At 27.8% G+C, this 26,563-nt stretch carries 22 protein-coding genes; 11 read left to right on the top strand and 11 right to left on the bottom strand.

The annotated features are described in order from the left end of the window. Positions 1 to 87 precede the first annotated feature (87 nt). The 4 genes from HH195_RS03035 to aroD all read right to left on the bottom strand — a co-directional run bounded on the left by HH195_RS03035 (position 88) and on the right by aroD (position 5,089). A complete protein-coding gene (locus tag HH195_RS03035; protein ID WP_196371519.1) occupies positions 88 to 2,082 on the bottom strand; it encodes an oxidoreductase in 1,995 nt (664 codons plus the stop codon). A gap of 79 nt (positions 2,083 to 2,161) precedes the next feature. Further along, a complete protein-coding gene (locus HH195_RS03030) occupies positions 2,162 to 3,391 on the bottom strand; it encodes an MFS transporter (RefSeq protein ID WP_196371518.1) in 1,230 nt (409 codons plus the stop codon). Between the two features lie 27 nt (positions 3,392 to 3,418). Further along, positions 3,419 to 4,291 (bottom strand): shikimate dehydrogenase, encoded by an 873-nt coding sequence (locus tag HH195_RS03025; RefSeq protein WP_196371517.1) that lies wholly within the window; start codon positions 4,289 to 4,291, stop codon positions 3,419 to 3,421. A gap of 33 nt (positions 4,292 to 4,324) precedes the next feature. After that, complete coding sequence (aroD, locus tag HH195_RS03020) at positions 4,325 to 5,089, bottom strand: type I 3-dehydroquinate dehydratase (protein WP_195925660.1); 765 nt, start codon at positions 5,087 to 5,089, stop codon at positions 4,325 to 4,327. A 227-nt stretch (positions 5,090 to 5,316) separates the two neighbouring features. On the opposite strand from aroD, the gene HH195_RS03015 reads away from it, so the two are divergent. After that, positions 5,317 to 6,204: a LysR family transcriptional regulator gene (locus HH195_RS03015; RefSeq protein ID WP_196371516.1), complete on the top strand. Its 888-nt coding sequence runs from the start codon at positions 5,317 to 5,319 to the stop codon at positions 6,202 to 6,204. Between the two features lie 133 nt (positions 6,205 to 6,337). Continuing rightward, positions 6,338 to 7,702, top strand: coding sequence for a dicarboxylate/amino acid:cation symporter (locus HH195_RS03010; protein ID WP_235973280.1), 1,365 nt, complete (start codon positions 6,338 to 6,340; stop codon positions 7,700 to 7,702). A gap of 50 nt (positions 7,703 to 7,752) precedes the next feature. Here HH195_RS03010 and HH195_RS03005 read toward each other — a convergent pair whose 3' ends face one another. Next, positions 7,753 to 9,525: a WG repeat-containing protein gene (locus HH195_RS03005; RefSeq protein ID WP_243278535.1), complete on the bottom strand. Its 1,773-nt coding sequence runs from the start codon at positions 9,523 to 9,525 to the stop codon at positions 7,753 to 7,755. A gap of 94 nt (positions 9,526 to 9,619) precedes the next feature. Further along, positions 9,620 to 10,501 carry a LysR family transcriptional regulator gene (locus HH195_RS03000; protein ID WP_196371515.1) on the bottom strand — a complete coding sequence of 294 codons (882 nt, stop codon included), beginning with the start codon at positions 10,499 to 10,501 and terminating at the stop codon, positions 9,620 to 9,622. Positions 10,502 to 10,671: 170 nt separating this feature from the next. On the opposite strand from HH195_RS03000, the gene HH195_RS02995 reads away from it, so the two are divergent. Further along, positions 10,672 to 11,490, top strand: coding sequence for a nitroreductase family protein (locus HH195_RS02995; protein WP_055258531.1), 819 nt, complete (start codon positions 10,672 to 10,674; stop codon positions 11,488 to 11,490). A 98-nt stretch (positions 11,491 to 11,588) separates the two neighbouring features. On the opposite strand, the gene HH195_RS02990 is transcribed toward HH195_RS02995, so the two are convergent. Together HH195_RS02990 and HH195_RS02985 are read right to left on the bottom strand one after the other, a co-directional pair. Continuing rightward, entirely contained in the window at positions 11,589 to 13,028 is a 1,440-nt protein-coding gene (locus HH195_RS02990; protein WP_196371514.1) for a 6-phospho-beta-glucosidase, read from the bottom strand. 19 nt (positions 13,029 to 13,047) lie between these two features. Beyond that, on the bottom strand, positions 13,048 to 14,949 hold the full coding sequence (locus tag HH195_RS02985; RefSeq protein ID WP_196371513.1) for a beta-glucoside-specific PTS transporter subunit IIABC: 1,902 nt from the start codon (positions 14,947 to 14,949) through the stop codon (positions 13,048 to 13,050). A gap of 165 nt (positions 14,950 to 15,114) precedes the next feature. On the opposite strand from HH195_RS02985, the gene HH195_RS02980 reads away from it, so the two are divergent. Then, complete coding sequence (locus tag HH195_RS02980) at positions 15,115 to 15,822, top strand: GntR family transcriptional regulator (protein ID WP_196371512.1); 708 nt, start codon at positions 15,115 to 15,117, stop codon at positions 15,820 to 15,822. A gap of 91 nt (positions 15,823 to 15,913) precedes the next feature. Here the strand turns inward: HH195_RS02980 and HH195_RS02975 are convergent, their stop codons facing one another. Next, the gene (locus HH195_RS02975; protein ID WP_196371511.1) at positions 15,914 to 17,056 is read right to left on the bottom strand and encodes a glycerate kinase family protein; all 1,143 of its coding nucleotides are present in this window, start codon (positions 17,054 to 17,056) and stop codon (positions 15,914 to 15,916) included. Positions 17,057 to 17,446: 390 nt separating this feature from the next. Here HH195_RS02975 and HH195_RS02970 point away from each other — a divergent pair, with 390 nt between their 5' ends. From HH195_RS02970 to HH195_RS02950, 5 genes are all read left to right on the top strand, one after another. Next, on the top strand, positions 17,447 to 18,844 hold the full coding sequence (locus HH195_RS02970) for a penicillin-binding Tp47 domain A-containing protein (protein ID WP_196371510.1): 1,398 nt from the start codon (positions 17,447 to 17,449) through the stop codon (positions 18,842 to 18,844). A 73-nt stretch (positions 18,845 to 18,917) separates the two neighbouring features. Further along, the gene (locus tag HH195_RS02965) at positions 18,918 to 20,087 is read left to right on the top strand and encodes an FMN-binding protein (RefSeq protein ID WP_196371509.1); all 1,170 of its coding nucleotides are present in this window, start codon (positions 18,918 to 18,920) and stop codon (positions 20,085 to 20,087) included. Further along, positions 20,074 to 21,135 carry an FAD:protein FMN transferase gene (locus HH195_RS02960; protein WP_243278534.1) on the top strand — a complete coding sequence of 354 codons (1,062 nt, stop codon included), beginning with the start codon at positions 20,074 to 20,076 and terminating at the stop codon, positions 21,133 to 21,135. Before HH195_RS02965 ends, HH195_RS02960 begins: the two co-directional genes overlap by 14 nt. Beyond that, on the top strand, positions 21,132 to 21,515 hold the full coding sequence (locus HH195_RS02955; protein ID WP_196371508.1) for a NusG domain II-containing protein: 384 nt from the start codon (positions 21,132 to 21,134) through the stop codon (positions 21,513 to 21,515). Before HH195_RS02960 ends, HH195_RS02955 begins: the two co-directional genes overlap by 4 nt. A gap of 15 nt (positions 21,516 to 21,530) precedes the next feature. After that, positions 21,531 to 22,031 carry a Gx transporter family protein gene (locus HH195_RS02950; protein WP_195924223.1) on the top strand — a complete coding sequence of 167 codons (501 nt, stop codon included), beginning with the start codon at positions 21,531 to 21,533 and terminating at the stop codon, positions 22,029 to 22,031. A gap of 108 nt (positions 22,032 to 22,139) precedes the next feature. On the opposite strand, the gene HH195_RS02945 is transcribed toward HH195_RS02950, so the two are convergent. Both HH195_RS02945 and HH195_RS02940 read right to left on the bottom strand, forming a co-directional pair. Next, on the bottom strand, positions 22,140 to 23,816 hold the full coding sequence (locus HH195_RS02945; RefSeq protein ID WP_196371507.1) for a GH3 auxin-responsive promoter family protein: 1,677 nt from the start codon (positions 23,814 to 23,816) through the stop codon (positions 22,140 to 22,142). A gap of 100 nt (positions 23,817 to 23,916) precedes the next feature. Then, on the bottom strand, positions 23,917 to 24,372 hold the full coding sequence (locus HH195_RS02940; protein WP_256437753.1) for a nucleotide disphospho-sugar-binding domain-containing protein: 456 nt from the start codon (positions 24,370 to 24,372) through the stop codon (positions 23,917 to 23,919). Positions 24,373 to 24,807: 435 nt separating this feature from the next. Here HH195_RS02940 and HH195_RS02935 point away from each other — a divergent pair, with 435 nt between their 5' ends. Further along, positions 24,808 to 26,058, top strand: coding sequence for a DUF4317 domain-containing protein (locus HH195_RS02935; RefSeq protein WP_196371505.1), 1,251 nt, complete (start codon positions 24,808 to 24,810; stop codon positions 26,056 to 26,058). A gap of 123 nt (positions 26,059 to 26,181) precedes the next feature. Next, positions 26,182 to 26,532, top strand: a complete 351-nt coding sequence (locus HH195_RS02930) for a DUF6568 family protein (protein WP_196371504.1) — start codon at positions 26,182 to 26,184, stop codon at positions 26,530 to 26,532. Positions 26,533 to 26,563 lie beyond the last annotated feature (31 nt).

The raw sequence follows: 26,563 nt of genomic DNA, 5'->3' as shown, positions 1-26,563 counted from the left end.
GTTTCAAATTTGCTGTAGAATTTAATAACGTTTGTTTAAATCTTTATATAAAAAGAATCCTAAACTAAGTTTAGGATTCTTTTTTATTTATAAATAATTTCTTTTTCTTAATGTATTTAATATATTTCTACCTTCTTGTACACCTTCTATTATTCTTCTTGCACGAACACTATCTCCGATATTTACTATTTCAACTTTAGAAGAATCAAAATTTTCTCTTAAACTCTCTAAAACTGGTGCATTTGCTCTCATTCCAAGGCATACAAAACCATAATCAAATTCTAATTCTTCTTCCTTACCATCACGTCTTACAATAAACGAATTATCTTTAACTTCTAAAAGTGCTGTATTAGTTAACTCTAAAACATCATGCTTTTCTATTAATGTAGAAGTTTGAACCTTAGTCACAGGATCTAAATCCTTACCTATAACTGGTTGCATTTCAACTATACTAATTTTAGCATTTCTAGGTGCAAAGAACTCAACTACATCTAATCCAACTGCTCCTCCACCTATTACCACAACTTTTTTACCAATCATATCTTCTGGATAATTAGGAATATTTTCAATCATCTCTTTTATTGATGCAACCTTTGAATTTTCTTTCTCCATAGCTTCCTTTAACCCTTTTATCGGAGGTAGTAAAGGATTTGAACCTGTTGCATTTACTATTATATTAGGCTTTAAACTATCTATAAATTTAATATCAGCTTCTCTATTTTTAAATACAAAAAGATTATTTAATTTACTCGCTCTATTTATTAAGTAGTTTGGAAAATCCGCTAAACGATTTTTATCTGGTATTTTTGATATTTCATGAGCTAACCCTCCTAAAACATCTTTCTTCTCAATCAAGAATGTTGTACATCCAACTTCTGCAGCAGTACAAGCTGCTTCAAGACCAGCTGTTCCCCCACCTATTACTACTACATTACAAGAATTCTTAATTTTTTCCTTTTTATATCCTTCTCCAATATTTATAGCTGGGTTTATTGTACAACGTATCGGTCTATTTATTCCTATACGATGTCCTGCACATCCTATATTACAAGATATACATTTACGAAGTTCATCTTCTCTTCCTGATTCCACCTTATTTACCCATTCTGGTTCAGCTATAAGTCCACGTCCCATTCCAATTAAATCGGCATCACCATCTTCTAATATTTTCTCTGCAATTTTAGGATTTCTTATATTTCCTGTTGTTATAACTGGTTTATTAAACTTTTCTTTAACAGCCTTAGCCATAAACGATCTCCATCCATCTTTTAGATAGTTGGCATCTATCTGATACTGTATTGAACCGGTAAGACCAGCTGAAACGTCTATTATATCAGCTTCCTCTGCAAAATATTCTAAAAGTTCTAAAGTATCTTCTAAAGTATTTCCACCTTCAACAAGTTCATCAGCACTTATACGAATCATTATTGGAAACATTGGTCCAACTTGACTTCTAACTTCATCCATAACCATTTTTGCAAAACGTGCTCTATTCTCTTTACTTCCACCAAACTCATCTGTTCTATTATTAGTAGTTGGGGATAAAAATTGGCTTATTAAATATGAATGTCCTGCATGGATTTCAACCGCATCAAAACCAGCTACTTGGGCTCTTTTAGCCGCTTCACCATATTTTTTTACAATAGCTGTTATCTCCTCTTTTTGTAAAGGTCTTGGAATTTCTCCACCTTTTTTTGAAGGCAAGTTAGATGCTGAAACAGGTTGCATATTTATCCTTGATGAAAGAGCTGATGCCCCAGCATGGTTTATTTGAACTGCAATACATGCTCCATGACTATGAACTGTTTCACATAATTTAAACAATCTTGGAATGTAATTATCATGGTCAATTCTAAGTTGAGTTGTTCCATTTGAACCTTGTGGTGAATCAATACTTGCATTTTCAACTATTATTAAACCAACGCCACCTTTTGCACGTTGCTCATAATAATCCATATGAAGAAAACTCATTTCACCATTTTGCTCACCATAATTAGTTCCCATAGGTGTCATCACTATTCTATTTTTAATAGTCATATTTTTTACTGTTAATGGATTAAAAATATTTTGATACTTTTTCATTACAAAAATTCCCCCATAAAATTATCGTTTAGTTTAATTTATTGATTCAATACTGATTAAAAATAAAATTTTAATTTCATTATTTTTTCTTTAATCTTGATAATTGATTGTATCTTATATTAACCACTATAGAAAGTAAAACTCCAACTGCTGTTACTATAGCTGCTAATAAAAGAGTATACTCAGTTCCCATAGTTTGAGTAACAAATCCAGCAATAGCTGTAACACTAAATGTTGCTATACTAGATGCCATCATTACCATACTTGTTATTTTCCCTTTAGATACAGGAAATAAATCTGACATTGTTGATACTGCAAGTTGAAGTACCCCTCCAGCTGCTGAAAATCCTATTATAAATCCTCCTATAATACAAATTGTTTCTGTTCTTAACATAAACATTGCAATTAAAGTTACTAATGATATAAGTGGGTATATAAATAAAAATCTAGCTGGTTTTATTAACTTTTTAACAAGTACTGCTGTTAAAAGCACCGCACATATTGATCCTAATGCATAGTTAGATTGAATTTTACCTGCTGCAACTTCACTCATTCCAACCACATCTATACCAAATGTTTTGTTAACATTTAAGAAAATTTGAAATGTTGCAGTTGATGTAAATCCTATCGCAATTAACGCTATACCTTCTATAAAGAAATTTGATTTTACAGTTTCCTCAACTTGGACATCTTTTTTATCCGAAGATTTCTTTACATTTTCTATTTGTGGAAATGGCATTTTTAATAAAAATAATGAATTTACAATTAATATTGCTATACATAAAATAAATGAATATCCAAAATACATATTGTTTCCCACTAAAAATCCAATTATTAATGGAAGAGTATATTGTCCAACTGATATAAATAATTTTGTTAAAATACTAGCTAACCCTGTTGATTCAGTTAATATTTCCATCACAGCTGGAATACATCCAGAATCTAAAAATGAATTTGCTATTCCTGCAAGCAATGCTACTGCAAAAGCTATTTGCACATTAGGTGTAACTAATATTCCACCAAAGAAAGCAATATAAAATGCTATACCTATTAAAATAGTTTTCTTTCTACCTAATTTATCTGATATTACTCCTGAAAAAGGAAGGGCTATAAACCTCCCAATTCCAAGAGCTGATATTACATAAAGTACAGCAGCTGCATCTGTATGCCATAAAGATTGTAATGAACTTGAATTTTGTGCAAGTATAGAAGCACCCATACCATGAACAAAATAATTTATATACACACAAAAGGCAGTTAAATAAAAGTACTTACTTGTGCTTTTTTTTGTATTTACTGTTGTATTCATAACTTACCCCTAATTTTTAGATATTTTTTAATATTTAATATCTAATTTTTCTTTCATATATTCTATTGGCATTTCTTTTCCTGTCCAAAGTTCAAAAGCTGCCGCACCTTGGAATAACATCATGCCTAACCCATTTAATGTTTTACAACCAACTTCTTTAGCCATTTTTAAAAGTGCAGTTTCTCTTGGAGAATATACAACATCTGACACTATTAAATCAGGTCTTAAAAAACTTGAATCTGGTATATATGTTTGTCCTTCTAATGGCTTCATTCCTACACCTGTAGCATTTGTGAATATATGACTTGTAGCTATTTCTTCTTTTAGCTTATCTAAATCTGCTAAGTCATAAAGAGTTGCTTTGCAAGATGTTTTTTCATTTATATCTCTTACTGTTTGCTCTGCTCTCTTATAAAAATCATCTTTTATATTAAAGATAGAAATCTCTTTAACACCATCTAATGCTGCTTGAATTTCTATTGCAGTTGCAGCTCCGCCTGCTCCTACTATAGTCATTTTCTTTCCAATTACATCAACACCGGCATCTTTTAACGCCCTCATGTATCCAATCCCATCTGTTATATGCCCAGTTAAAACTCCATTATCATTTACTACTGTATTTACAGCACCACAAAGTTCTGCAGCCTTTGATAATCCATCTAAATATTTATGAACAACTGTCTTATTAGGCATAGACACATTGCACCCTCTAACTTTCATTGCTCTAAATCCTTTGATAGTATCCTCCAACTCTTCATTACCAACCTCAAATGCTAAATAAGCATAATCTAAACCTAACTTTGCAAAAGCCTCATTATGCATTGCTGGTGAACTTGAATGCCTTATTGGTGTTGCTATTAATCCTATAAGTTCTGTATGTCCTGTTATTCTTTCTGCCATTTTTTATTTCCCCCTTAAATTAATCTTTTTTAATTATTTACTTTCATGAAGAAGATTTAATACTTTATATAATTCATCAACAGCAACTTGTCCTGGTGCTGATGCTTGTTTTGCTGCTCCAAAAGTTAAAGCTGAACCAAAAGTTTCTCCAGCTAGACGACTTATAACCCCAAGACCTGCCATAGACATTGTTATTATCGGAGTTTTCGCATATTTAGTTGCCATTTCATCTGTTGCACATAAAAGAGTAAGTACATCTGTTGTACTTTGAGGCATAACAGCTATTTTAGGTAAATCTGCTCCTAAGTCTTGCATTTTGCATAATCTATTAACTATCTCTTCTTTTTCTGGAGTCTTAAAGAAATCATGATTTGACATTACAACTTTTACCCCATTACTATGCGCAAATTCAACTATTTCCTTTACTACTTCATCTCCTGTAAATAACTCTACATCTATTAAATCAACATTTTTAGTTAATGAAATTTCTTTGTTTAATTTAGCATAAAAATCAGTAGATATTTCCTTTTCTCCACCTTCTTTTAAACTTCTAAATGTAAATAAGATTGGTGTATTATCTAAAATTTCTCTAAGTTCTACTAAAGTTTCTTTAACTTTTTCTATATCTAAAACATCTACATAATGGTCAACACGCCACTCTACTAAATCTAAATTAACACTTTGTAAATCTCTTGCACCATTTATAATATCTTCTCTAGTCTTTCCTACAAGTGGTACACATACTTTAGGGATTCCTTCACCTAATATTAAATCTCTAACTACAACAGTTTTTTTCATCATTTTATCTCCTTATCCATTTAGATAATATTCTTGATGTTAATTTTTTAACATTTTTTACAATATAATATTACTAATCTTTTCTATAGCTAGATTATATAACTATTTTTTAAATAAATATAATACTTATTTTTATTAATTTTGATAGATATATCTTATCATTTATAGTATAATAAGTAAAAATATCATAAATATTAAAAATATGTTCTTAGGAGGTAATGACGTAAATGAATTTAAATCAACTTTATTATTTTAAAACCATAGCTAAACTTGAGCACTTTAGAAATGCAGCCAAAGAACTTCACATTTCTCAACCTAGCCTTAGTTATTCAATATCTGCTCTTGAAGATGAATTAGGTACAAAATTATTTGAAAAACAAGGTAGATGTATTAAATTAACTAAATATGGAAAAATATTTTTAAATTATGTAGAAAAATCTTTAGATACTCTAGAATTAGGTGAAGAAAAGCTTAAAAAGTTTACAAGTAATACAAAAGGAAATATTGATATAGCTTATGTTGCGCCACTATCTTCATATTACATTCCAAAAGCAGTTAGAAATTTTTTAGAAAAAGATGAAAATAAAGATGTTACATTTACTTTCAAACAAGAATTAACAACTGAAGTTGTGGAAGGTTTAAAATCATCAAAATACGATATAGGTTTTTGTTCTTTTGTGAAGGAGGAACCTTCGATTATTTTTGAACCAATATTAAAGCAAGAACTTGTTTTAATTGTCCCAAATAATCATAAATTATCTAAATTAAAATCTATTAATATTGAAGAGGTTCAAAATTATCCTTTGGTTACCTACAACAAAAATAGTGGGCTTGGGAAATTTACATCAAAGCTATTTAAAGATTGTAATGTAAACCCTAAAATCATTTTTGAGTGTGAAGATGAAAATGCCATTGCCGGATTAGTAGCTGAAAACTTTGGAATAGCCGTAGTTGCAAAAATTCCTCAACTTAATAACTTTAATGTGAAACAAATTTCTATAAATAATATAAAACAAAATAGATATATTTATTTAGCTTATCTAAAAGATAGATATTTTCCTCACGCTATTAACACATTTATTAAACATGTAAAAAATTTGGAACTATCTATTTAAAATAGCTTATCTTGACATTGAATATTTTGTAATATATTATAAATTTACTGTAAAATTTTAATATATATTGTAAAATAATATATTAAACCATATTTTTATAATTAAAGTGTATTTCTGATTTAAGGAGGTAATTATGAATATAGCTTTTAAATCCAAAACTTCAAGAGAAAAAACTACAAGTTTAAGCTTTAAAATGACTATTTCTCTTCTACTTGGAGTAGTTGTTGGCATATTAATTCTTATTTTAAAAAGCAATTTAATATCTAGCGGTAACAATAATGTTTGGAATATAATAAATAGTATATTTTTTCAAGATATAAGCGTAGATGAAGGTAAAAATGCTATTGGACTATTTTACATAATAGGACAATTGTTTTTAAATTCATTACAACTAATAATAGTTCCTATGATTTTCTCATCAATAGCACTTTCCATGTGCCATATAAGTGATACTAAAAAGTTAGGTAGAATATCTAAAAAAACTCTATTAAACTTTCTTACCACTTCAATTCTTGCATTAATTGTAGCCATAATATTTGGTTACATAGCAAATACTTTAGGATTATTTACTGTAAATATCGGTGGAAATGTAGCATCAGCTCAAACTGCTAGTTCATCTAATCCACTTCTTGTGCTAATAGATGCTGTTCCAAGTAATATTACAGCTATATTTTCAACCAATTCAAGAGTTTTGGCTGTAGTCGTTTTAGCTATTTGTACAGGACTTTGTATAAATTGTTTAGGAGATAAAATATTAGTTTTAAAAAAACTGCTTGAAGATATTAATAGCATAATAACTGTTTTTTTGAACTTTATAATAACTAAATTTAGCCCTATTGCAGTTTTTGTTCTTATATCAAGAACCTTTGCAGTATATGGTTTAGACCACTTAAGCTCTGCATTATCATATATGCTAGTTGTAGCGATCGCATCCATTTTATTTTTACTTATTGGATATCCATTATTCATATATGTAAAAACAGGCTTAAACCCTTTTATATTTATGAGAAAAATGTCTAAAGTTGCACTACTTGGATTTTCAGCTGCATCATCTGCTGCTGCACTATCTCTAAATCAAAAAACTTCTGTTGAAGAACTTGGTATTAGTGAAGATATATCATCATTTACTCTTCCACTTGGCATGACAATAAACATGAATGGAACAGCCATAATGCAAGTTATAGCTACTGTATTTATAGCATCTAGTTCAGGCTATAATATTACACTTCAAAATATGATTGTAATATCAGCTCTTGCACTTATTGCATCAATTGGTACGCCATCTGCTCCTGGCTCTTCATCAATTATATTATTTTCAATATTAACAGGAATGGGATATAATAATCCATCTACATTAATAGCATACTCACTTATTTTAGCTATTAATAGACCAATAGATATGCTAATAACTTCTTTAAACGTTATAGGAGATGCCGCAACAGCTTTGGTAGTTGCAAAATCTGAAAACTGCTTAAATGAAGATATTTATAACTCATAAACAAAAAGTCATGAGCAATTCATGACTTTTTAATTTTAACAATAAAAATTTTAATTAAATGACATATAAAATTCACTATTTTTATTTATAATTTTATTTAATTGTGTAAAAGGTATTTTAAAAGTAACAAATCCAGCTGAATATGGGGCTATATCATACGGCTTAAAATAAATATATAGATTATCTTCATCAATATAAAAATTTTGATTGTTATCTATTCCTGTAAAAGAGTCTTTAAATACATAATTATATTCTTTATCAAAATTTATCATAGATTTAATTAATGTATTTAAATATTCTTTCCATGGAGAATTTTTTATAAATAAATCTTCTAAAATATAAAATTTTCCCGTTATTAAATTTATATTTTCTGCTTTTCTAACAGGCATTGGATGTGCTGAACCCAAAACATAGTAACTACCATTAAGCTCTATACTTATAAAATTTTTCTTAAAAAATTTTATATCAAAAGTCCCATAATAATTATATTCTAAAATAGTATCTTTGGTTATTTCTTGATTTTTATTTTCACTGTAAGGGCTAAAATAAGAATCCTCTTCTAATCTTTTATTTATCTTTCCTAACTTTCTACTCTCATGTTCCAAAATATTGGGTACATAAATTAAATAATTAATATTGGGCTTATATTTTTTCATAAAAACAGAATAATTATTATCTAACTTTATAATATCATTTGGTTTGTATACTACTTCATTATACTTCCCTATATAATAAGGCATATAGTCAATATCTGCATAGATTAAATTTTCCTTTTTTAAAAGTTGACCACTACCTTTAACCTTTGGATAATTTTTATTTCTCTCTCCACTTAAATTTATAAAAAAACTATACTCTTCATCACTTGCACAAGCTAATCCATCCTTATAAATTCCAACATATAAATATAAAAAATTAGTAAGAATTTTTCCATCTGTACTCGCTATGGCATAAATATTTCTATTGATAAAAGTATCTTCTCCCATAGGTAAGCCTAAAGCCACTCTCCCCTCACCCAAACTTAATATACTACTAAATATAGGCTCAAAAACATATTTTCCTTCTAAATCAATTACCCCATAACGTTTTTCATAATTTTTATCATAACTTACAATTGCAACACCATCATTAAAAGCTGATGCTTCACTATATTTTGCTTTAATTATTTCTTTCCCTTTGTTATCTATATATCCATAAGGTCCTTGAAAATTATCAGCATAAACCATAACCCCTACATTATATCCATAAAGAAATATATGTTTATATGTTTTTAAAATCTCTCCATTTTCATTAATAAGTGCATAATTTGTATAATCTAATTTTACTAAAGCTATTCTATCTTTAAATGGATAAGCCATTATAAATTTGGGCGAAATTACTTCTTCTCCTTTTAAATTAATATAACCATATCTATAATCCCCATTTTTATAGCTTTTTGCAATAAGAGCTAATCCATCGTTAAATTCACCTATAAAATCATATTTTTTTTCAGTTATAACATTACCTTTATCATCTATAACTCCTACATTACCATTTAGATTAAATACAGCCCTTCCTTCCTTAAACTCTCCTATACTATCATAAACTGGTTTTACAAGATATTCTCCATTAGTATTAATAACTCCAAACTTATTATTTTCTAAAACTACTGCTGCATCATATTTAAAATCATAAGCTATTTGAAATCTAGGTTTAATAACAAACAATCCTTTATTATTAATATACCCATAAACTTTTCCATTTATAGTATTTTTCATTGCTGGATATAATATTATATTCTCTTTTGTACTTTCCTCAGCTACTATATTTTTTCTACTTAAATTCACTTAATAACGCTCCACAAATATTACTTATTAATATTCTATGTATATAGCAATAAAATTTTATCTAAACCATTTTATTTTTCTATTATTAAATGTATTATTTATATTTTTTAATTACAAATTCTTTAAAATTCTTCACAATGGCTACTTCACTTTTATGTTTATTCCATCCCATATAAATAGTTTTATATCCTATATCTTCTTTTATGTTTAATATAGATATTTTATCTACATTAATCATCTGTGTATTAGGAAGTATTGTAATACCTGCTCCTGCTGCAACTAGTACTAATACTCCTATAACCCCTGCTTCTTTTGGCTGTACTAATATTTTAGGAATATATCCTATCTTTTCATGATATTTTACAATCTTATTTTTATACTCATCAACCATAATAAAAAACTCATCTTTCAAATCCTTTAATGAAACTTCATGCTTGCTTGCAAGATGATGATTTTTAGGCACAACCAATACATACTTTTCTTTTTTTATTTTTTCAAATTCTACTTCTCTAAAATCTTCTATATTTTCAATAGACTCAAAAAAACCTATATCTATTTTATTATTATTTAAATTATGTAATATATTTTTTGTAGACTCATTGCTAAACTGAAACTTCGTACCATTATAAAGATTTAAAAAATCACTTATTACAAAATGTATAAAACTTGCACTTATACAAGGAGTCGATGAAATATAAATATTATTTTCATTCTTCTTTTTTAAATCTTCTATCTCCTTTATTCCCTCATTAATACTACTTAAAGCAGATTTCCCATGTTTTAAAAATATTTCTCCAAACTCTGTAAGATTTATATCTCGTCCATCTCTTTTAATTAAAGTAACTCCCAATTCCTCTTCTAATTTAGATATTGCTTTACTTAAAGCTGGCTGCGTTACATGAGCATATTCAGCTGCTAAAGTAAAACTTTTCGTTTCAGCTATCCCTTTTAAATATTCTAACTGCTGTAAATTCACAAATATAATCTCCCTTTTTTAATAACATTTTCTTTCTATAACTTTTGGTTATAATTCTATGAATAATATAAATTAGACTTTTCATTTCTATTATAAGTATAATTAAATTATAAATATATATAATAACTTAAATAAATTTATAAAAAAATTAAGATTGGAGATATTTAATCATGTTTAACGTAAATAGAGAAAAATGTGTTGCATGTACTCAATGTATAAAAGATTGTCCAGTTAGTGACATATTATTAAAAGATAGTAAAGCTTATATAAAAAATGAATCTTGTATAAAATGCGGTCACTGCATTGCTATATGCCCAACAAAGGCAGTTTCAACAAATGATTACAACATGGACGATGTAATTGAATACAATAAAGAAAATTTTTCAGTAGATGCTGATAACTTATTAAACTTTATAAAATTTAGAAGAAGTGTTAGAAGGTTTAAAAATAAAGAAATAGAAAAAGAAAAACTACATAAAATTATCGAAGCTGGTAGAGTTACAGAAACTGCAACTAATAGTCAAGATGTTTCTTTTACTATAGTAACTAACAAACTTAACGAACTTAGAGATTTAACTTACGAAGCTTTAAATAAAAAAGGTGAATATATACTAGCTAATTTAACACCTGAAACTAAATATTTAGAAAAATATGCTAAACTATGGATTAACTCCTATAAGCTATATAAAGAAGATCCTATAAAAAATGATAGAATCTTGTTTAATGCTCCTGCCGTTATAATAATTACAGCTAATACTGAAATAAATGGCGCTTTAGCTTCATCTAACATGGAACTTATGACTAATGCCTTAAACCTTGGAACTTTCTTTAGTGGATTTATCCAACTTGCAGCTAAAGACAATAAAGAAATATTAGAACTTCTTAAAATTAAAGATAAAAAAATAATTGCATGTTTAGTACTTGGATACCCTGATGTAACATATAAAAGAACTACTCCAAGAAAAGATGCGGATATAACTTGGATATAAACTTAAATTTAGAAACAATATAATTTAAACTTGGCAAAAAACACTTATGATTAACATAAGTGTTTCTTTAATTACTTCTTTATATTTTAAATATCACCTTATATATTTTCTCCATCTGAATCAATAACTTCTTTATACCATAGATATGAATCTTTACATAGTCTCTCCATACTACCGTTACCTTCATTATCACGATCTACGTAAATCATACCATATCTTTTTTTCATTTCTCCAGTTGTGAAAGATACTAAGTCTATAATTCCCCATGGAGTATATCCCATTAATTCTACACCGTCATAATTTACAGCCTTTTTTATTTCTTCTATATGCTTTGCTAAATAATCTATACGATATGAATCATGAATTTTCCCATCTTCTTCGATTTTATCAATTGCTCCAAATCCATTTTCCACTATAAACATAGGAAGCTCATATCTTTCATATAAACGGTTTAAAGTATATCTTAAACCAACTGGATCTATTGGCCATCCCCAATCACTAGCTTTTATATAAGGATTTTCTACTGAATTTTGCAATGCTCCATTTACAACATCACCAGTATTATCATTTTTAACATCTGCTTTTACAACAGTAGACATATAATAACTAAATCCTATATAATCTACAGTTCCAGCCTTTAATATTTCTAAATCGCCTTCTTCTATACCAATATCATAGCCTTGGCGTTCAAATTCTTTTAACGCATATTTTGGATAATGTCCACGCACATGGACATCTGGGAAGAAGAATCTTTGACGCATTGCTTCTTCTGCCGCCATTATATCATCTGGATTACATGAATATGGATATATAGGTACATGTGAAATCATACATCCTATTTTAAATTCTGGATTTATTTCATGACCTTTTATAACAGCTTTTGCACTAGCTAATAATTCATTATGTGCAACCTTATATAAAACAGCTTTTTTGTCTTCTCCTTCTTTTACAGTTACACCTGAGTTTGTCCAGAAAAATAGTGGATTTTCAGTATCCATTTGGTTATTTATTTCATTAAAAGTCATCCAATACTTAACTTTATTTTTATATCTTTTAAAACATACTTCTGCAAATCTTTCAAAAAAGTCTACTACTTTACGATTCCTAAAGCCACCATATTCTCTAGCTAAATGCAATGGCAATTCAAAATGAGATAATGTAATAACTGGCTCTATGTTATACTTTAATAATTCATCAAATAAATCATCATAGAATTTAAGTCCTTCTTCATTAGGAACTAGTTCATCACCCTTTGGAAATATTCTAGACCATGCTATTGAAGTTCTTAAACATTTAATTTCCATTCCAGCAAGCAATTTTATATCTTCTTTATATCTATGATAAAAATCTATAGCTTCATGATTTGGATAAAATTTATCTTCCATAACACTTTCAGTAATTTCTCTTGGCACTCCATGAGCTCCTGCTGTCATTACATCTACGACACTTGGTCCTTTACCTCCAGCATTCCAGCCCCCTTCAAATTGGTGAGCGGCAAATGCTCCACCCCATAAAAAATCTTTTGGTAACTTACTCATAATTTTCCCCCTTATGTTTTTATATACTTAAACTTAATTCTCTTAAATCAATTATTGTTTTACCATTGTCCACATTCATATCTATAGCTACTAAACTTTGATTATACATATCACTATTTGTAATTATAACTGGAGTAACTGTTTGATACCCTTCTTTCTCTATAGCTTTTATATCAAATTCTAGTAAAAGTTCTCCTTGTTTTACCCTTGAATTTACTGCTGTTTTCACATCAAATCCTTTTCCATTCATTTTAACAGTATCCATTCCTACATGAATTAATATTTCTATCCCATCATCTGAAATTAATCCTATTGCATGTTTAGTATCTGCAATAAACTGAACTGTTCCATTAAATGGTGCATACACCTTATTATCACTTGGTTTTATTGCTACTCCATTTCCCATTGCCCCTGACGAAAATACTGGGTCATCAACTTTTGATAATTCTATTACTTTTCCAGCAATAGGGCTTTTTATTTCTTTTTTTCCACCAATTATACTGCTTTGTGACACTTCAATAGTTTCTTTTTTATTTTCTTTGATTTCATTTATATTTTCTCCACTTCCTATTATTTGAACTAGTATAATCGCACCAAATAATGATATTGCACCACCTAACAACATTCCTATAATTGAACTTGGATTTTCTGGATTAATAGCATTTACTACTGTTAAAGCTCCTGGAAGACCAGCATATGCATAATAAGCTACATTAAAAAATGATGCTACTATCGCTCCAATACCACCTGCTATACATCCGCATATAAATGGTTTTTTTAGTTTTAAGTTTACTCCATATATTGCTGGTTCTGTTATACCAAAAAATCCAGTAATTCCAGAAGAAAGAGCTACGCTTTTAGTTTCTCTATTTCTAGCCTTTATAAACACACCAATTACTGCACCTGTTTGTGCTATAACAGCCATTGTTTGGAAAGCTTGAAACGTATCCATACCATACATATCATAATTAGCTAAACACATTGGTGTAACACCCCAATGCACCCCAAATATAACTACAATTTGCCATAGCCCACCTATAACTGCCGCTGCAACTGCAGGTGCAAAACTATATAAAGCATTATATCCATTTGCTATCGCTGTAGCTACCCCGTCTGATACTGGTCCTATTAAAACTATTGTAAAAGGAACCATAATTAACATACATATTAGAGGTGTAAATAACGATTTAACTACGTCTGGTAATTTTTTCTCAACAAATCTTTCAACATATGATAATATCCATACTAAAAATAATGGAGGTAACACTGATGATGTGTATGTTGTTTCTGATAATTTAATACCTAAAAATTTAACTGCTTCTCCCCCAGCTATTCTTGTTGCAATTTCTCCCCAAGTTGGACTTACAAGTGCACAACAACAAGCTACTGCAATAAAAGTATTACATTTAAAATGCTTAGATGCAGTAATAGCTATGAATATTGGTAAAAAAGTAAATGGAGCCCACGATATAAAACTTAAAACTTCATATGTCCCAGTAGTTTGAAATGTAGGATTTATCATATTAATTAATATTAAACCACCTTGCAATATCCCAGCAGCGGCTAGAATATAAATAAATGGAGCAAATACTGCCGACATTGTTGCAATTACTCTATTTAAAATACTAGACTTTGGAGCATCATTATCTTCTATATCTTCCAAGTTTAACTCACTTGCTACCTTATCAAAAACCTTACCCACATGAGTTCCTATAACAACCTGAAATTGACCTCCATTTTCAACTACTGTTATTACTCCAGTGAGAGCTGAAACCCTTTTATTAGCATCATTTGGTGTGTCTTTTAATACTAATCTAAGCCTAGTTGCACATCTTGATGCCTTAACAATATTTTTTTCTCCTCCAACCGCCTCTATTATATCCACCGCTAATTTATCATAATCACGAATTGCTTTTGACATAACTGTCCCCCTTAAATATATTAGTATAATTATATTGTATATTTATATAATAATTATACCAGTATAATTTGTCAATATATTTTTGAAAACAATTTCTAAAGTTGGATTTAGTTATTATTTATGCTATACTAAAAAACAAATATCTTAAACTAAAAGGGAGTAAAAATGCTTAAATATCAGCAAATAGCAAAAGAAATAGAAAATTATATATACAGCAATTCCTTGCCTCAAGGAACAAAATTACCAACAGTAGAAAACTTTGCTTTTGACTATAAGGTCAGTAAAAGTACTATAGTTAAGGCATTAGAATCCTTGGTTTTAAAAGGAATTATTTATCAAGTTCAAGGAAGTGGAATCTTTGTTAGAAGAAGAAACCGTACTGGATATATAGATTTTAATATACTAGCAGGATTTACTAGTAGCTTAAAAGAATTTAAAATAACATCAAAAGTATTAGATTTTGATATTATAAAAGCAGATAACAAAATAGCTCAATTACTTGAATGTAATCTTAATGATGAAATATACAAAATTAAAAGAATTAGATATATAAATAATGAAATTATGTGCTATGAAGAATCCTATTATAAAAAAAGTGTTGTTCCATACTTAACTAAAGAAATCGCAAAAGAATCTATTTTTGAATATTTAAACAGTGCTTTAAACTTAAATATGGGGTTTTCTGATAGATATTTTAATATAATTAAACTTGATAAGCATATAGCAAATTTACTTGAATTAAATCCTAATGACCCAGCCATGAGTGTTTTAGAACAAATTTACTTATCCTCAGGTATAATGTTTAACTTTTCAAAAATAATCTATCATTATAAACATACTCAGTTTTACTCACAATCTACTTCTATAAAATAATACAATCTGAAATAACTTATTAATAAAAGAACTAGAAATAAAATATACCTTATTTCTAGTTTTTAATTTACTTCTAAACAAACCTATCAATTTATAACATTTCCATAAGCCTTACTATATTTTCAGAAGTTCTTTCAATATTTTCTTTTCCATTTTTCAAAGCTTCATCAATAGATGTTACCCCTCTCATAATTCCAAATATTGAATCTATGCCTTTTTCATACAAAATATCTATATCATCTCCAACTCTTCCCGCCAAAGCCACAACTGGCTTATTGTATTTTTTAGCAACCGTAGCAACTCCTAAAGGTGTTTTGCCATACTGAGTTTGGAAATCTATACTCCCCTCACCAGTCCAAACCATATCACAATTTTTAACCTTTTTTTCAAGTCCAGAATATTCAATTACTATTTCAATACCTTTTTTTAAATTACCATTCAAAAATACCATAAGTCCTGCACCAAGTCCTCCTGCTGCTCCAGCTCCTGCAATTTCTAAAACATCTTTACCAAACTGTTCTTTGATAACTTTTGCATAATGCTTTAAATTATTATCTAAAATTTTAATCATTTCAACGCTTGCTCCTTTTTGGGGGCCAAATATATAAGAAGCTCCATTTTCTCCGCAAAGAGGGTTACTAACATCGCAAGCTACCTCTATTACAACATCTTTTAACCGTCTATCAAAATTAGTTAAATCTATCCTATCTAACTTTTCTAATTCTCCACCACCAAAACCTAGTTCATTACCCTCCTTATCTAACAACCTTCCGCCAAGAGCCTGTATAACTCCGACTCCCCCATCATTTGTAGCACTTCCACCTATACCTATTAATAATTTTTTAACTCCTCTATCTAAACAAGCTTTTATAAGTTCACCTGTTCCATAAGTAGTAGTTATTAGAGGGTTTCTTTCTCCAAGCGATACCAAATGTATGCCACTTGCACTAGCCATCTCTAATACTCCAATTTCTCCATTACCCAAAATCCCATACTCTGCTTTAACTTTATTTCCAAGTGGTCCAACAACTTCTAAAGAATACACTTCTCCACCTGTTGCATCTACTAAAGATTGCATAGTTCCTTCTCCGCCATCTGCCATAGGAACATGAATACATTGAATATTAGAATTTACCTTTTTTATTCCTCTTTCCATAGCTACACAAACTTCCTTTGCTGTCATACTCTCCTTAAAAGAATCTGGTGCAAGTACAATAACTAAATCCTTTTTCATTCTAATTCTCCTTATTTATCTTAAATTTTATTATTTTTATTTAAATTCATTCACTTATCAAATACTATATCTATAAAACTTTCATTTCAATTAATAGTATATATCATTTTATTTAAGATTTATATTATATGCTCTATAAGCTTATGGATTTTTCTTATCACAATTTTTATTCGTAATATTTATAATTTATATAAATATTAGCGTTTGATATTTAATATATATTTATTGATTACTTCTTTTAATTAATTTTTCGTTTCAATTGAAAATGATTCTTGATTATTTGATATTTATATAGTATACTTTTATAAGTATTAATTTCCAATTATTTATTTTTATTGTATATAAACCTAAATAGGTTAAAAATATATATTTAAGGGGTTTTTTAAAATTATGAAAAAAAGAAGTAAATTATTTTTATCTACAATAATGACAGTAGCTTTAATGTCATCATTTGTTGCATGTGGGACTACAGATAATGCTAAAGATGATAATAGTTCAAATGTATCAACTAATTCTTCAATCGATGAAAATGTAACATATGTATACGGATATGCACCTTTAAGCTATGCACAATATTGGGCTGGAGAACTAGATAAATCTGTTGAAGAACTAAGTAAATCATCAGATAAAACAGATAGCGAAGGAGTAAATGATGCAGGCATGTTTGATGCTGTTACTCGTGCAACAACAAAACATGGTATATATAGACAACAATTTCAATATATAGTTGAAGTGACTGGAGAAAAAGTTATAAGCAGCGAAGTTGTTGAAGAAAATGGAAAAGAAACTACAAAGTATACCACTGACTCTAATGATACACAAACTGTAACTGTACAAGCTTCCCTTGATGGAGTTGATTCAGAGGGTACAATAACAACTGCACCTGTAGACGATAATGTTGTATTTGAAGATGTGTCTTCGGTATTTGCTATTGGCGAAGGTGATTCAGCTACTCAATATAAGGTCACAGAGTATAAAGTTTTAGGCTTTAATAATATTCCTGTTGCAATACCATCTGATATGGTAGACTCAGCTAAAGAAAATGGCTTTGTTGAAGATAGCAATGTTTCATCTGATACTTATGGATTAAAAACTATGAATTCTGACGGTACTTATAGAGCTAGAAAAACATCTGGTAGTGTAACTTCTAAAATTACAGTTGTCGCTGATACTGATAAAACAGATTACGCTTATAATACTAAATATGGTTCTGATGCTGAAGCTTATGTTTATCTAAAAAATAAAAATGGTGAAGAATTATCAGATTCTGAGTTTTTAGAATACTGCGCTAATTTTATCACTGCAAAATATGAATATTACGGCAATGATGAAACTTATACTAATTTAGTTGCTACTTATGGAAGCAAACATTCATCTGATTCTTGGTGGAGTACAAACCACGGACATCGTATAGATTGTGGTATAAATTATGATTTTGATCGTTTTGAAGGTTCTGGCAGTGGATACTATAAAATTACTTTAATTGCAAATGGTTATGAAGATATTGAAGCATTAGTTTGCTTTAAAAATCCCTACCCAAATGAAACAACAGCAACTATAAAAGATAATACAATAACTATTAATGGAATAGAGCAAGATGAACTTAAGGATTCTAAAATCACTATAACTTCTGGCTCTGGTCGAAATACAGTAACTGTTGTTGATGGTGATGATTTAACTGGATTAACATATACAAGTTCTAATACCCTTGAAAAAGGAACAGAATATAATATTTCAATAACTCTTAACAATTATCAACCACTAACATTTACAACAATGGCTGAATAAAACTTAATAAGTATAATATCACAAATATTTATTTTATTTGTGATATTATACTTTAATTAATAAGGAGGAAAATATGTCATTTTTAATTTCTTTATGTGTCGTCTTATTTTTAATTTCTATCGGACGCAATTTTATTAAAAAACATTCAAATTTTTGCTATATAATAACATTTTTAATATCTATATCATTGATTGTTCTTACATACTCTGGAATCATATCTAATGCACCTTCGTGGCTTAAAAATTATATATTGCCCTTATTTTCAAAAAGTAGTCTAGCAACATCATTTTTTGTTGTGGTAATGTATACTGGAGCCCTTAAAAATGGTAGTAAAGCTATTAAATTTTTAATGCCAATTAGAGCCCAACTATCCATTATTGGATGTATTTTGGCACTAACTCATAATATTATTTATGGAAGAACACATTTTGTCACACTTTTTACAAATCCAAAATCTATGTCAACTAATATGATTATAGCTTCAATTATAAGTATTTTACTTATTTTAATTATGCTTCCTCTTATGATTACTTCTTTCCCTAAAGTTAGAAAAAAGATGAAAGCTAAATCATGGAAAAAACTTCAGCAACTAGCTTATCCTTTTTATGGACTTATTTATTTACATGTAATGATTATAGCAATTCCTTTAGCTAAAAAAGGGATTACTCAATATATTATCAACGTTTTAGCTTATAGTATAGTATTTTTAATATATGCTTCAATGCGTATTAGAAAAGCACTTTTAAAAAATAAAGTTTCAAAAAAGAAAGCATCTTCACCAATTTTTGCATCTATTATAGTTTTTGCTTTAGTTTGCGTATCTATTTTTTATACACCAAAAATAGATAAAGATATACAAAGCTCTACTTCACTATCACAGAAAGACTCCTCTACTGAAGATAAAATCTTAAATAAAGATAGTGAAAATGTTGATGCTGAAGTTGCAACAGAAATTCCTTCTTCTCAATCTGTTACTTATGTTGATGGAACTTATACAGGAACAGCCTCTGGATATAATGGAAATATTAGCGTTGAAGTTACTGTTTCTAATAACACTATTTCTGACATAAAAATTACAAAATACGTAGATGATGAACCTTTTATAGATGAAGCAATTTCAGGTGTTACAGAAAATATTATAAATTCTCAAAACACAGATGTAGATACAGTTTCTGGCGCAACATTTAGTTCTAAAGGAATAATAAACGCAGTAAAGGCAGCTCTTATAAATGCTAAAGGCTAACTTTAAAAAAATAACTGTATTTTTTATCTTACTAATTTTATTGCTTATAACTATTTATAAAAGTATTACACCATTTTTAACAACTACATCTGCTTCAAAAGATATAAAAAAACTATCTACTCAAGTATTTGCAATGGATACAGTTATGAGTATTACTATTTATAATTCTAATGAAGAAATTCTTAATTTATGTAAAGAACGAATTTTAGAACTTGAAAATCTTTTTTCAGTAACAGATATAAATAGTGAGATTTCAACTCTAAATACAAACAAAGAATTAACTCCATCTAAGGATACTTCATTGCTTATAAAAAAAGCTATAGAAATATCTAACGAAACTAATGGTGCTTTAGATATTTCTATTTACCCTATTTTAAAGGCTTGGGGGTTTACCACAGGAAACTATAATGTTTTAAATAGCAATGAAATTAATGATTTACTAAATACAGTAGATTATACAAAAATTAATTTTGATGAAAATAAAATAACAATACCTAACAATATGGAAATAGATTTAGGTAGTGTTGCTAAAGGTTATACAAGCAGTGAAATCATTAAAATTTTAAAAGAAAACAATGTAAAATCTGCCTTAATTAATTTAGGAGGAAATGTTCATACTTTAGGCTCTAAACTGAACAACACTCCTTGGAAAGTAGCTGTTAAAAGCCCAACAAATAACTCAAATATACTATCTATTAATGTTATAGATAAAGCAGTTATAACATCTGGTGCTTATGAGAGATATTTTACAGATGACTTAGGTAACGTATATGGTCATATAATCGATCCTAAAACCGGAAAACCAACTGAAAGTGACCTTTTATCTGTTACAATAATTGGTGATGATAGTGTTTTATGCGATGCCTTATCTACATCTCTTTTTATTCTAGGTTTAGATAAAGCTATTGATTTTTATAAAACTCATAATAATTTTGAAGCTGTCTTTATAACTAAGGATAATAAATTATATATTACGGAAGGGATAAAGGATGATATTGCTCTTTTAGATGGTTATAGTGATATGTGTCCTAATATAATAAATAGATGAAAAAATCAAAAATTTGGATATTTATAATAGGGATTGTTTTTTTAATTTCATTAATATCAAGTATCTTAATATTCAAAGCACCTGCTAAAGGTACTATTGCAAATATTTATGAAGATGGGAACTGTATAAAATCAATTAATTTATCAAATGTCATAGAACCTTATGAATTTACTATAAAAACTGAGCATGGAACAAACGTAATTTCTGTAGAAAATGGTAGAATATCTATCAGTTTTGCTGATTGCTCTGACCAAATTTGTGTAAATCAAGGTTGGATTTCAAACTCCGTAACTCCTATAGTATGTTTACCACATAAAATTACAATAAAGCTTGAAAATACAGCCAAAGACTCACAAATGTTTGATGCATTGTCACAATAAAAAGGGGGGATTTTTTTGAATACTAAACGTCTAACAACAATGTCTCTTTTAACTAGTATGGCTCTTATAATATTTATTGTAGAAGCGAATCTTCCATCACTAACCCCCATACCTGGCATAAAACTTGGTCTTTCAAACATCATAACTGTTTATGCTATATTTACCCTTGGTCCATTGGATACTTTTCTTATACTTCTTTGTAGGATTATTCTTGGAAGTATATTCTCTGGTAATATGTCTACTCTTTTATACAGTTTTTCAGGAGGACTATTTTGTTATACATCCATGTTGATTATTAGAAATTTTCTAACATTAAAACAAATTTGGATTTGCAGCGTTATTTCGGCAATATTTCATAACATCGGGCAAATAACTGTTGCTATTTTAATTACAAATACGATATCTTTAATATATTATTTCCCTATCCTTACAGTGTCTGCAATAATTTCTGGCACATTTACAGGACTTTGCTCACAGTATCTTATTAACAGATTAAATGCTTTAGAATTAAAATAACATTTATAAAAACAAAACATCTTATTATAGATGTTTTGTTTTTATGTTTGAGTCAAAATTTATTACATTTAATTTAATTGTTTTTTATAAATACAACAAAATATACTTTTAAAACTTTATAGAGCATTCATTTAAAATATTTAATATATCTTTATTATTAATTATCACTCTTGGAATTTTAATTTGATTTTTTGATACACCCTTTTTAAATAAAGATTCACTTACAAGCTTAAAAGTATCATTTTTTAAAACTATTATTTTAATTTCTCCTAGTTTTTTATTGTTCCTAGCTCTATCATAAGCTAAATTTGACTTTCTAAGTTCTTTATCTAACTTTTTCTCTAATAAATTAACCTCTTCTTTAGACAATTTTTCTTTAAACTCGCAGTAAAAAACATACCTACCAGGTGTAATTGAATTATCAGGAATTGTTGTATAATCCATTAAATTGAATTTTTTCATAGAATTCTTTATGGCAGTTGTTAATTGTTCCTCATTAGTTTTTTCAGACACCATATTTAATACTTGATTTTTTCTACATACAAATTCAATTTCCGGAGAATCGTTATAATAACTAACAACATTAACTATATCTCCTAATCTATATCTATATAACCCTGCATAATTAGTAATAACTATCTCATATTTCTCTCCAACTTTTAATTCATTTATCAACAAAGTTTTTGGATTGTCATTATCTATTTCTTCAAAAGGAATAAATTCATAAAACACCGTATCTGGAATTATAATATATCTTATCTTCTTGATATATGGATTAATACCAATTGTTCCTTCTGTCGCAGCATAAACTGGTGAATAAATAGGAAGATTATCTGTGTAATAATTTACTTTATCATCATAAATTGAAAAATTTCCTCCTGTAACTGTTGCAATATACATAATATTAGGCCATATATTTCTTATTACTCCCTTGAAACCTTTTTTAAACTCTATACTAAGTTCGTCAGCTCTTGTTGCATTAGGTTCTAAATAACCGTTTAAAATTTTTCTAACCTCTTCATCTAAATTAATTTTTTTATTTATTCTTCCTTTTTTAATATCATTTACTAAATCATTATAATTATCTTCAAGTATCCTAAATAAATCTAAAATATTAGAAATAAATGCTGCACTTATGTATGCTAAATTTTTTTCTTTAAGTGCAAATAATAAATGAAGATAATTAGCACTATCTTTATCTTTTATTTCCATAACCTCAATAGGTGATGTATAAAAATATCTTATTATATTTTTTATTCCTTTCATACCGCCAGATGTTGCAGAACATATAGGAATCCCCCCATTGGTATAAGTGGTAGTAACTATATCAGATACTGCAAGTCCTCTTTCGTAATTCCAGTTATTTTTGAAGTTATCATATGCAAATCTATTTAACAGTATACCCATATATTTTGAAGCAATAAGTCTGCTTTTTTTAGTTGTTGGAATTAATTTTTGTTTTCCAGTTGTTCCTGATGTATGTCCAAAATATTCAATTTTTCCACTAAATAATATATTCTCTTTTCCATTTACCATCTTCTCAATATAATCTTCATAAAAATCATAGTTAGTTATAGGAAAATTTTCCTTAAAATCTTTAATGCATTTAATATCTTTAAAATTATATTTAATTCCTATTTCACTTTTACAATTCAACTTTAAAATTTTAAGGAGAACTCTGCCATTTACTTTATAAGATTTTTCAGTATCTTTATTAAACTTTATCTTAATTAATAACCCTGCTTTTAAATTTAATTTTAATAACTCTTTACTTATAATACTCATAAACTTTCCCTATTAAAATTTTTCTATTAATATATTATGAAGATAAATGCTATTGTGTATTTAACAAGTTAACTCTGTCATATTTTATTGCAAAAATATATTAATCACTACCCAATTTCTCTTTTAATAAATCATTTATTAATTCAACTGCTTTATTCTCTCCACCAGCTTGTCTTACCTTTGTTCTCATTTTCATCATATTATCTTTATACCTATCATTATTTAAAATTTCATTAGCATAATTTCTTATTATATTAGATGAAATATTATTTTTATTTATAACCCTTCCAAGTTCTAAATCTTCAATTCTCTTTTCCACAATTGGTTGATTAGCAACTTGAGGTACAACTATTAAGGGTACTCCAAAATACATAGCTTCACTTGTGCTATTCATACCTCCGTGGGTTATAAATAAATCTGTCCTTTTTAAAACTTCTATTTGCGGTACAAAGTTGTATACATAAAAGTTATTAGGTATTTTCCCTAATTGTTCCTTTTTTAATGTTTTCCCTATAGATATTATCACAGTAACATCAGTATTTTTAAGTGCCTCTATGCAATTTTAAAAAATTTTAGAGAATTATTAAATATAGTTCCTAAAGATACATAAATAATTTTATTTTTATTTCATTAAAGCTTAAGCTTAAATCCACAATTATTAAATACTTGTTGTGATATTTCCTTGTTCCACGCAAAACATGAATATAAACGATTTGTAGTTTATATTGTTTATGTATATTATTCAATAATCAAAAACTTATAATATATAGATAAATTACATTTTTATAAATTATGTATTTTTTCTACACTTGTAGTTTTACTCTTTTTAACTAATAATATATTATAAGAATAAATTTATAACTTATTATTTTAAAAAAGGAGTATTTTATGAAGATAACTTAAGAAATCATGCTACAATAATTATACTTAATATTGACATATATTTTTTTATTATAGATATTAGTAAAATTTATGAATGAGGGGACTATATATGAAAAAAAAAGATATATTAGAATTAAAAAAAAGACTTAAAAAAGATAAGTGTACATTTACTAAAGTATGTGGTTGTTATGTAAATGGTGAAAAAAATATTATCTTAAATTTTAATGAAACATTTTTAAATTTAGAGGAAGATGAATTCTTTAAATACCTAGAAATCGCCAAAAAAACTTTATCTGGGACAATAGGAAATAATATTTTAGAATTAGATTTTTCTAACGAAGAAAATACAAACAGTAAACAACAGTTTTTATTAAAACTAAGAAATAGCAAATTAAAAGATGAACTTATTCTGAATGATTTTTATAAATCAATTATAGATAACTATAACTATGAAGGCAATTTTTTAATATTACTTTTTCATGATGCTTATGATGTTATTACTAAAACTTCTGACAATTTAAAACTTGATGAATCAGAGGAAGTATATGAATATATATTGTGTGCTGTATGTCCTGTATCACTTTCAAAACCAGGTCTTGGCTACTTTGAAAAAGACAATAAAATTGCAGCAATTGATAGAGATTGGGTTGTTGAAGCTCCAAGCCTTGGATTTATATACCCTGCATTTATAGATCGTAGTTCAGATGTTAATTCTGTTATGTACTATACAAAAAATGTAAAGAATCCTCAAACTGAAATAATGAATTATGTTCTTGGATGCAATTCTAAACAAACTGCCACAGAACAAAAAGAAACCTTTACTAATATTATTCATAATGCTGTTGGAGCTAATGAAAAAGAATCAGAGCGTATATTTATGGAAATACAAGAAACTCTTAATAATTTAATAGATGAACATAATATTATAAACGATAATAATGCAGAATCTATAATTTTAACTAAAGAAGTGGTACAAGATATCTTATCTGAAAATGAGATAGCTGAAGACATCGCTGCTAAAATTGAAGAATCTTACACTGAAAGCTTTGATGATGCTCCTCCTTTAGCAGAACATCTAATTGACACAAAAGCACTACAAATTAATGCTCAAAGAAAAAAAGAGGAAAAACTTGAAAAACAAGTTCAAACACTACAAGATGAACTAGAGAAAGTCAGACAAGATAGTTCTTTAAATCTAGAAGATAATAATGATTTTTCAAATTATGATATCCTTCTACAAGTAAAACCTGAAAAAGTAGCAGAAATTAAAAGTCAAATAATTGATGGAAAAAAATATATCATTATACCAGTTGAAGATAACGAACAAACTAATGTAAATGGTGTAAATAAACTAATTTAAAGAAAAATAATCTATTGCAATTAAAAATATTAATCGTGCAATAGATTATTTATTTTCTATTATGTATTTGATATAAAAATCTAGTTTTGATATAATATTTCTAAAAACTTAGGAGGAATATAAATGTTTGAAAACGATACATATAAAGAAAATATAAAATCATTTAAAAAGGTTCTTTCTTCAGAAGCAGATAAATTATTATCTAATGAAAACTTAGCTACCGTATATATTGGTAGAGAAACATGTCCATTTTGCCGTAAATTTGCTAAAACATTAGGAAGCTTAACTGACAAACTTAATACAACTATTTATTACGTAGATAGTGCAGATTTTTCAGATGACGAGATAAATTCATTTAGATTAAAATACAATGTTGTAACAGTTCCAGGATTTATCGTTAGTAAAAACGGACAAATAGACGTTCGCTGCGATTCTTCAACTCCAGAAAATGAAATATTAAATATGTTAAAATAATGTAGATATCAAAAACATTAATTACATATAA

It is taken from the genome of Candidatus Sarcina troglodytae, from assembly GCF_015708635.1.
Taxonomy (GTDB): Bacteria; Bacillota; Clostridia; order Clostridiales; family Clostridiaceae; genus Sarcina; species Sarcina ventriculi.
The sequence above is the reverse complement of the archived record's forward strand: the minus strand, read 5'-3'. Positions and strand labels throughout refer to the sequence as shown.

Bases quoted from the DNA above. Each gene is read 5' to 3' on its own strand.
- HH195_RS03035 (WP_196371519.1), bottom strand. From the start codon at position 2,082: ATGAAAAAGTATCAAAATATTTTTAATCCATTAACAGTAAAAAATATG.
- HH195_RS02995 (WP_055258531.1), top strand. From the start codon at position 10,672: ATGTTTAACGTAAATAGAGAAAAATGTGTTGCATGTACTCAATGTATA.
- HH195_RS03010 (WP_235973280.1), top strand. From the start codon at position 6,338: ATGAATATAGCTTTTAAATCCAAAACTTCAAGAGAAAAAACTACAAGT.
- HH195_RS02990 (WP_196371514.1), bottom strand. From the start codon at position 13,028: ATGAGTAAGTTACCAAAAGATTTTTTATGGGGTGGAGCATTTGCCGCT.
- HH195_RS02965 (WP_196371509.1), top strand. From the start codon at position 18,918: ATGTCATTTTTAATTTCTTTATGTGTCGTCTTATTTTTAATTTCTATC.
- HH195_RS02960 (WP_243278534.1), top strand. From the start codon at position 20,074: ATGCTAAAGGCTAACTTTAAAAAAATAACTGTATTTTTTATCTTACTA.
- HH195_RS02955 (WP_196371508.1), top strand. From the start codon at position 21,132: ATGAAAAAATCAAAAATTTGGATATTTATAATAGGGATTGTTTTTTTA.
- HH195_RS02930 (WP_196371504.1), top strand. From the start codon at position 26,182: ATGTTTGAAAACGATACATATAAAGAAAATATAAAATCATTTAAAAAG.
- HH195_RS02945 (WP_196371507.1), bottom strand. From the start codon at position 23,816: ATGAGTATTATAAGTAAAGAGTTATTAAAATTAAATTTAAAAGCAGGG.
- aroD (WP_195925660.1), bottom strand. From the start codon at position 5,089: ATGAAAAAAACTGTTGTAGTTAGAGATTTAATATTAGGTGAAGGAATC.
- HH195_RS03015 (WP_196371516.1), top strand. From the start codon at position 5,317: ATGAATTTAAATCAACTTTATTATTTTAAAACCATAGCTAAACTTGAG.
- HH195_RS02980 (WP_196371512.1), top strand. From the start codon at position 15,115: ATGCTTAAATATCAGCAAATAGCAAAAGAAATAGAAAATTATATATAC.
- HH195_RS03030 (WP_196371518.1), bottom strand. From the start codon at position 3,391: ATGAATACAACAGTAAATACAAAAAAAAGCACAAGTAAGTACTTTTAT.
- HH195_RS02975 (WP_196371511.1), bottom strand. From the start codon at position 17,056: ATGAAAAAGGATTTAGTTATTGTACTTGCACCAGATTCTTTTAAGGAG.
- HH195_RS02935 (WP_196371505.1), top strand. From the start codon at position 24,808: ATGAAAAAAAAAGATATATTAGAATTAAAAAAAAGACTTAAAAAAGAT.
- HH195_RS02985 (WP_196371513.1), bottom strand. From the start codon at position 14,949: ATGTCAAAAGCAATTCGTGATTATGATAAATTAGCGGTGGATATAATA.
- HH195_RS02970 (WP_196371510.1), top strand. From the start codon at position 17,447: ATGAAAAAAAGAAGTAAATTATTTTTATCTACAATAATGACAGTAGCT.
- HH195_RS03025 (WP_196371517.1), bottom strand. From the start codon at position 4,291: ATGGCAGAAAGAATAACAGGACATACAGAACTTATAGGATTAATAGCA.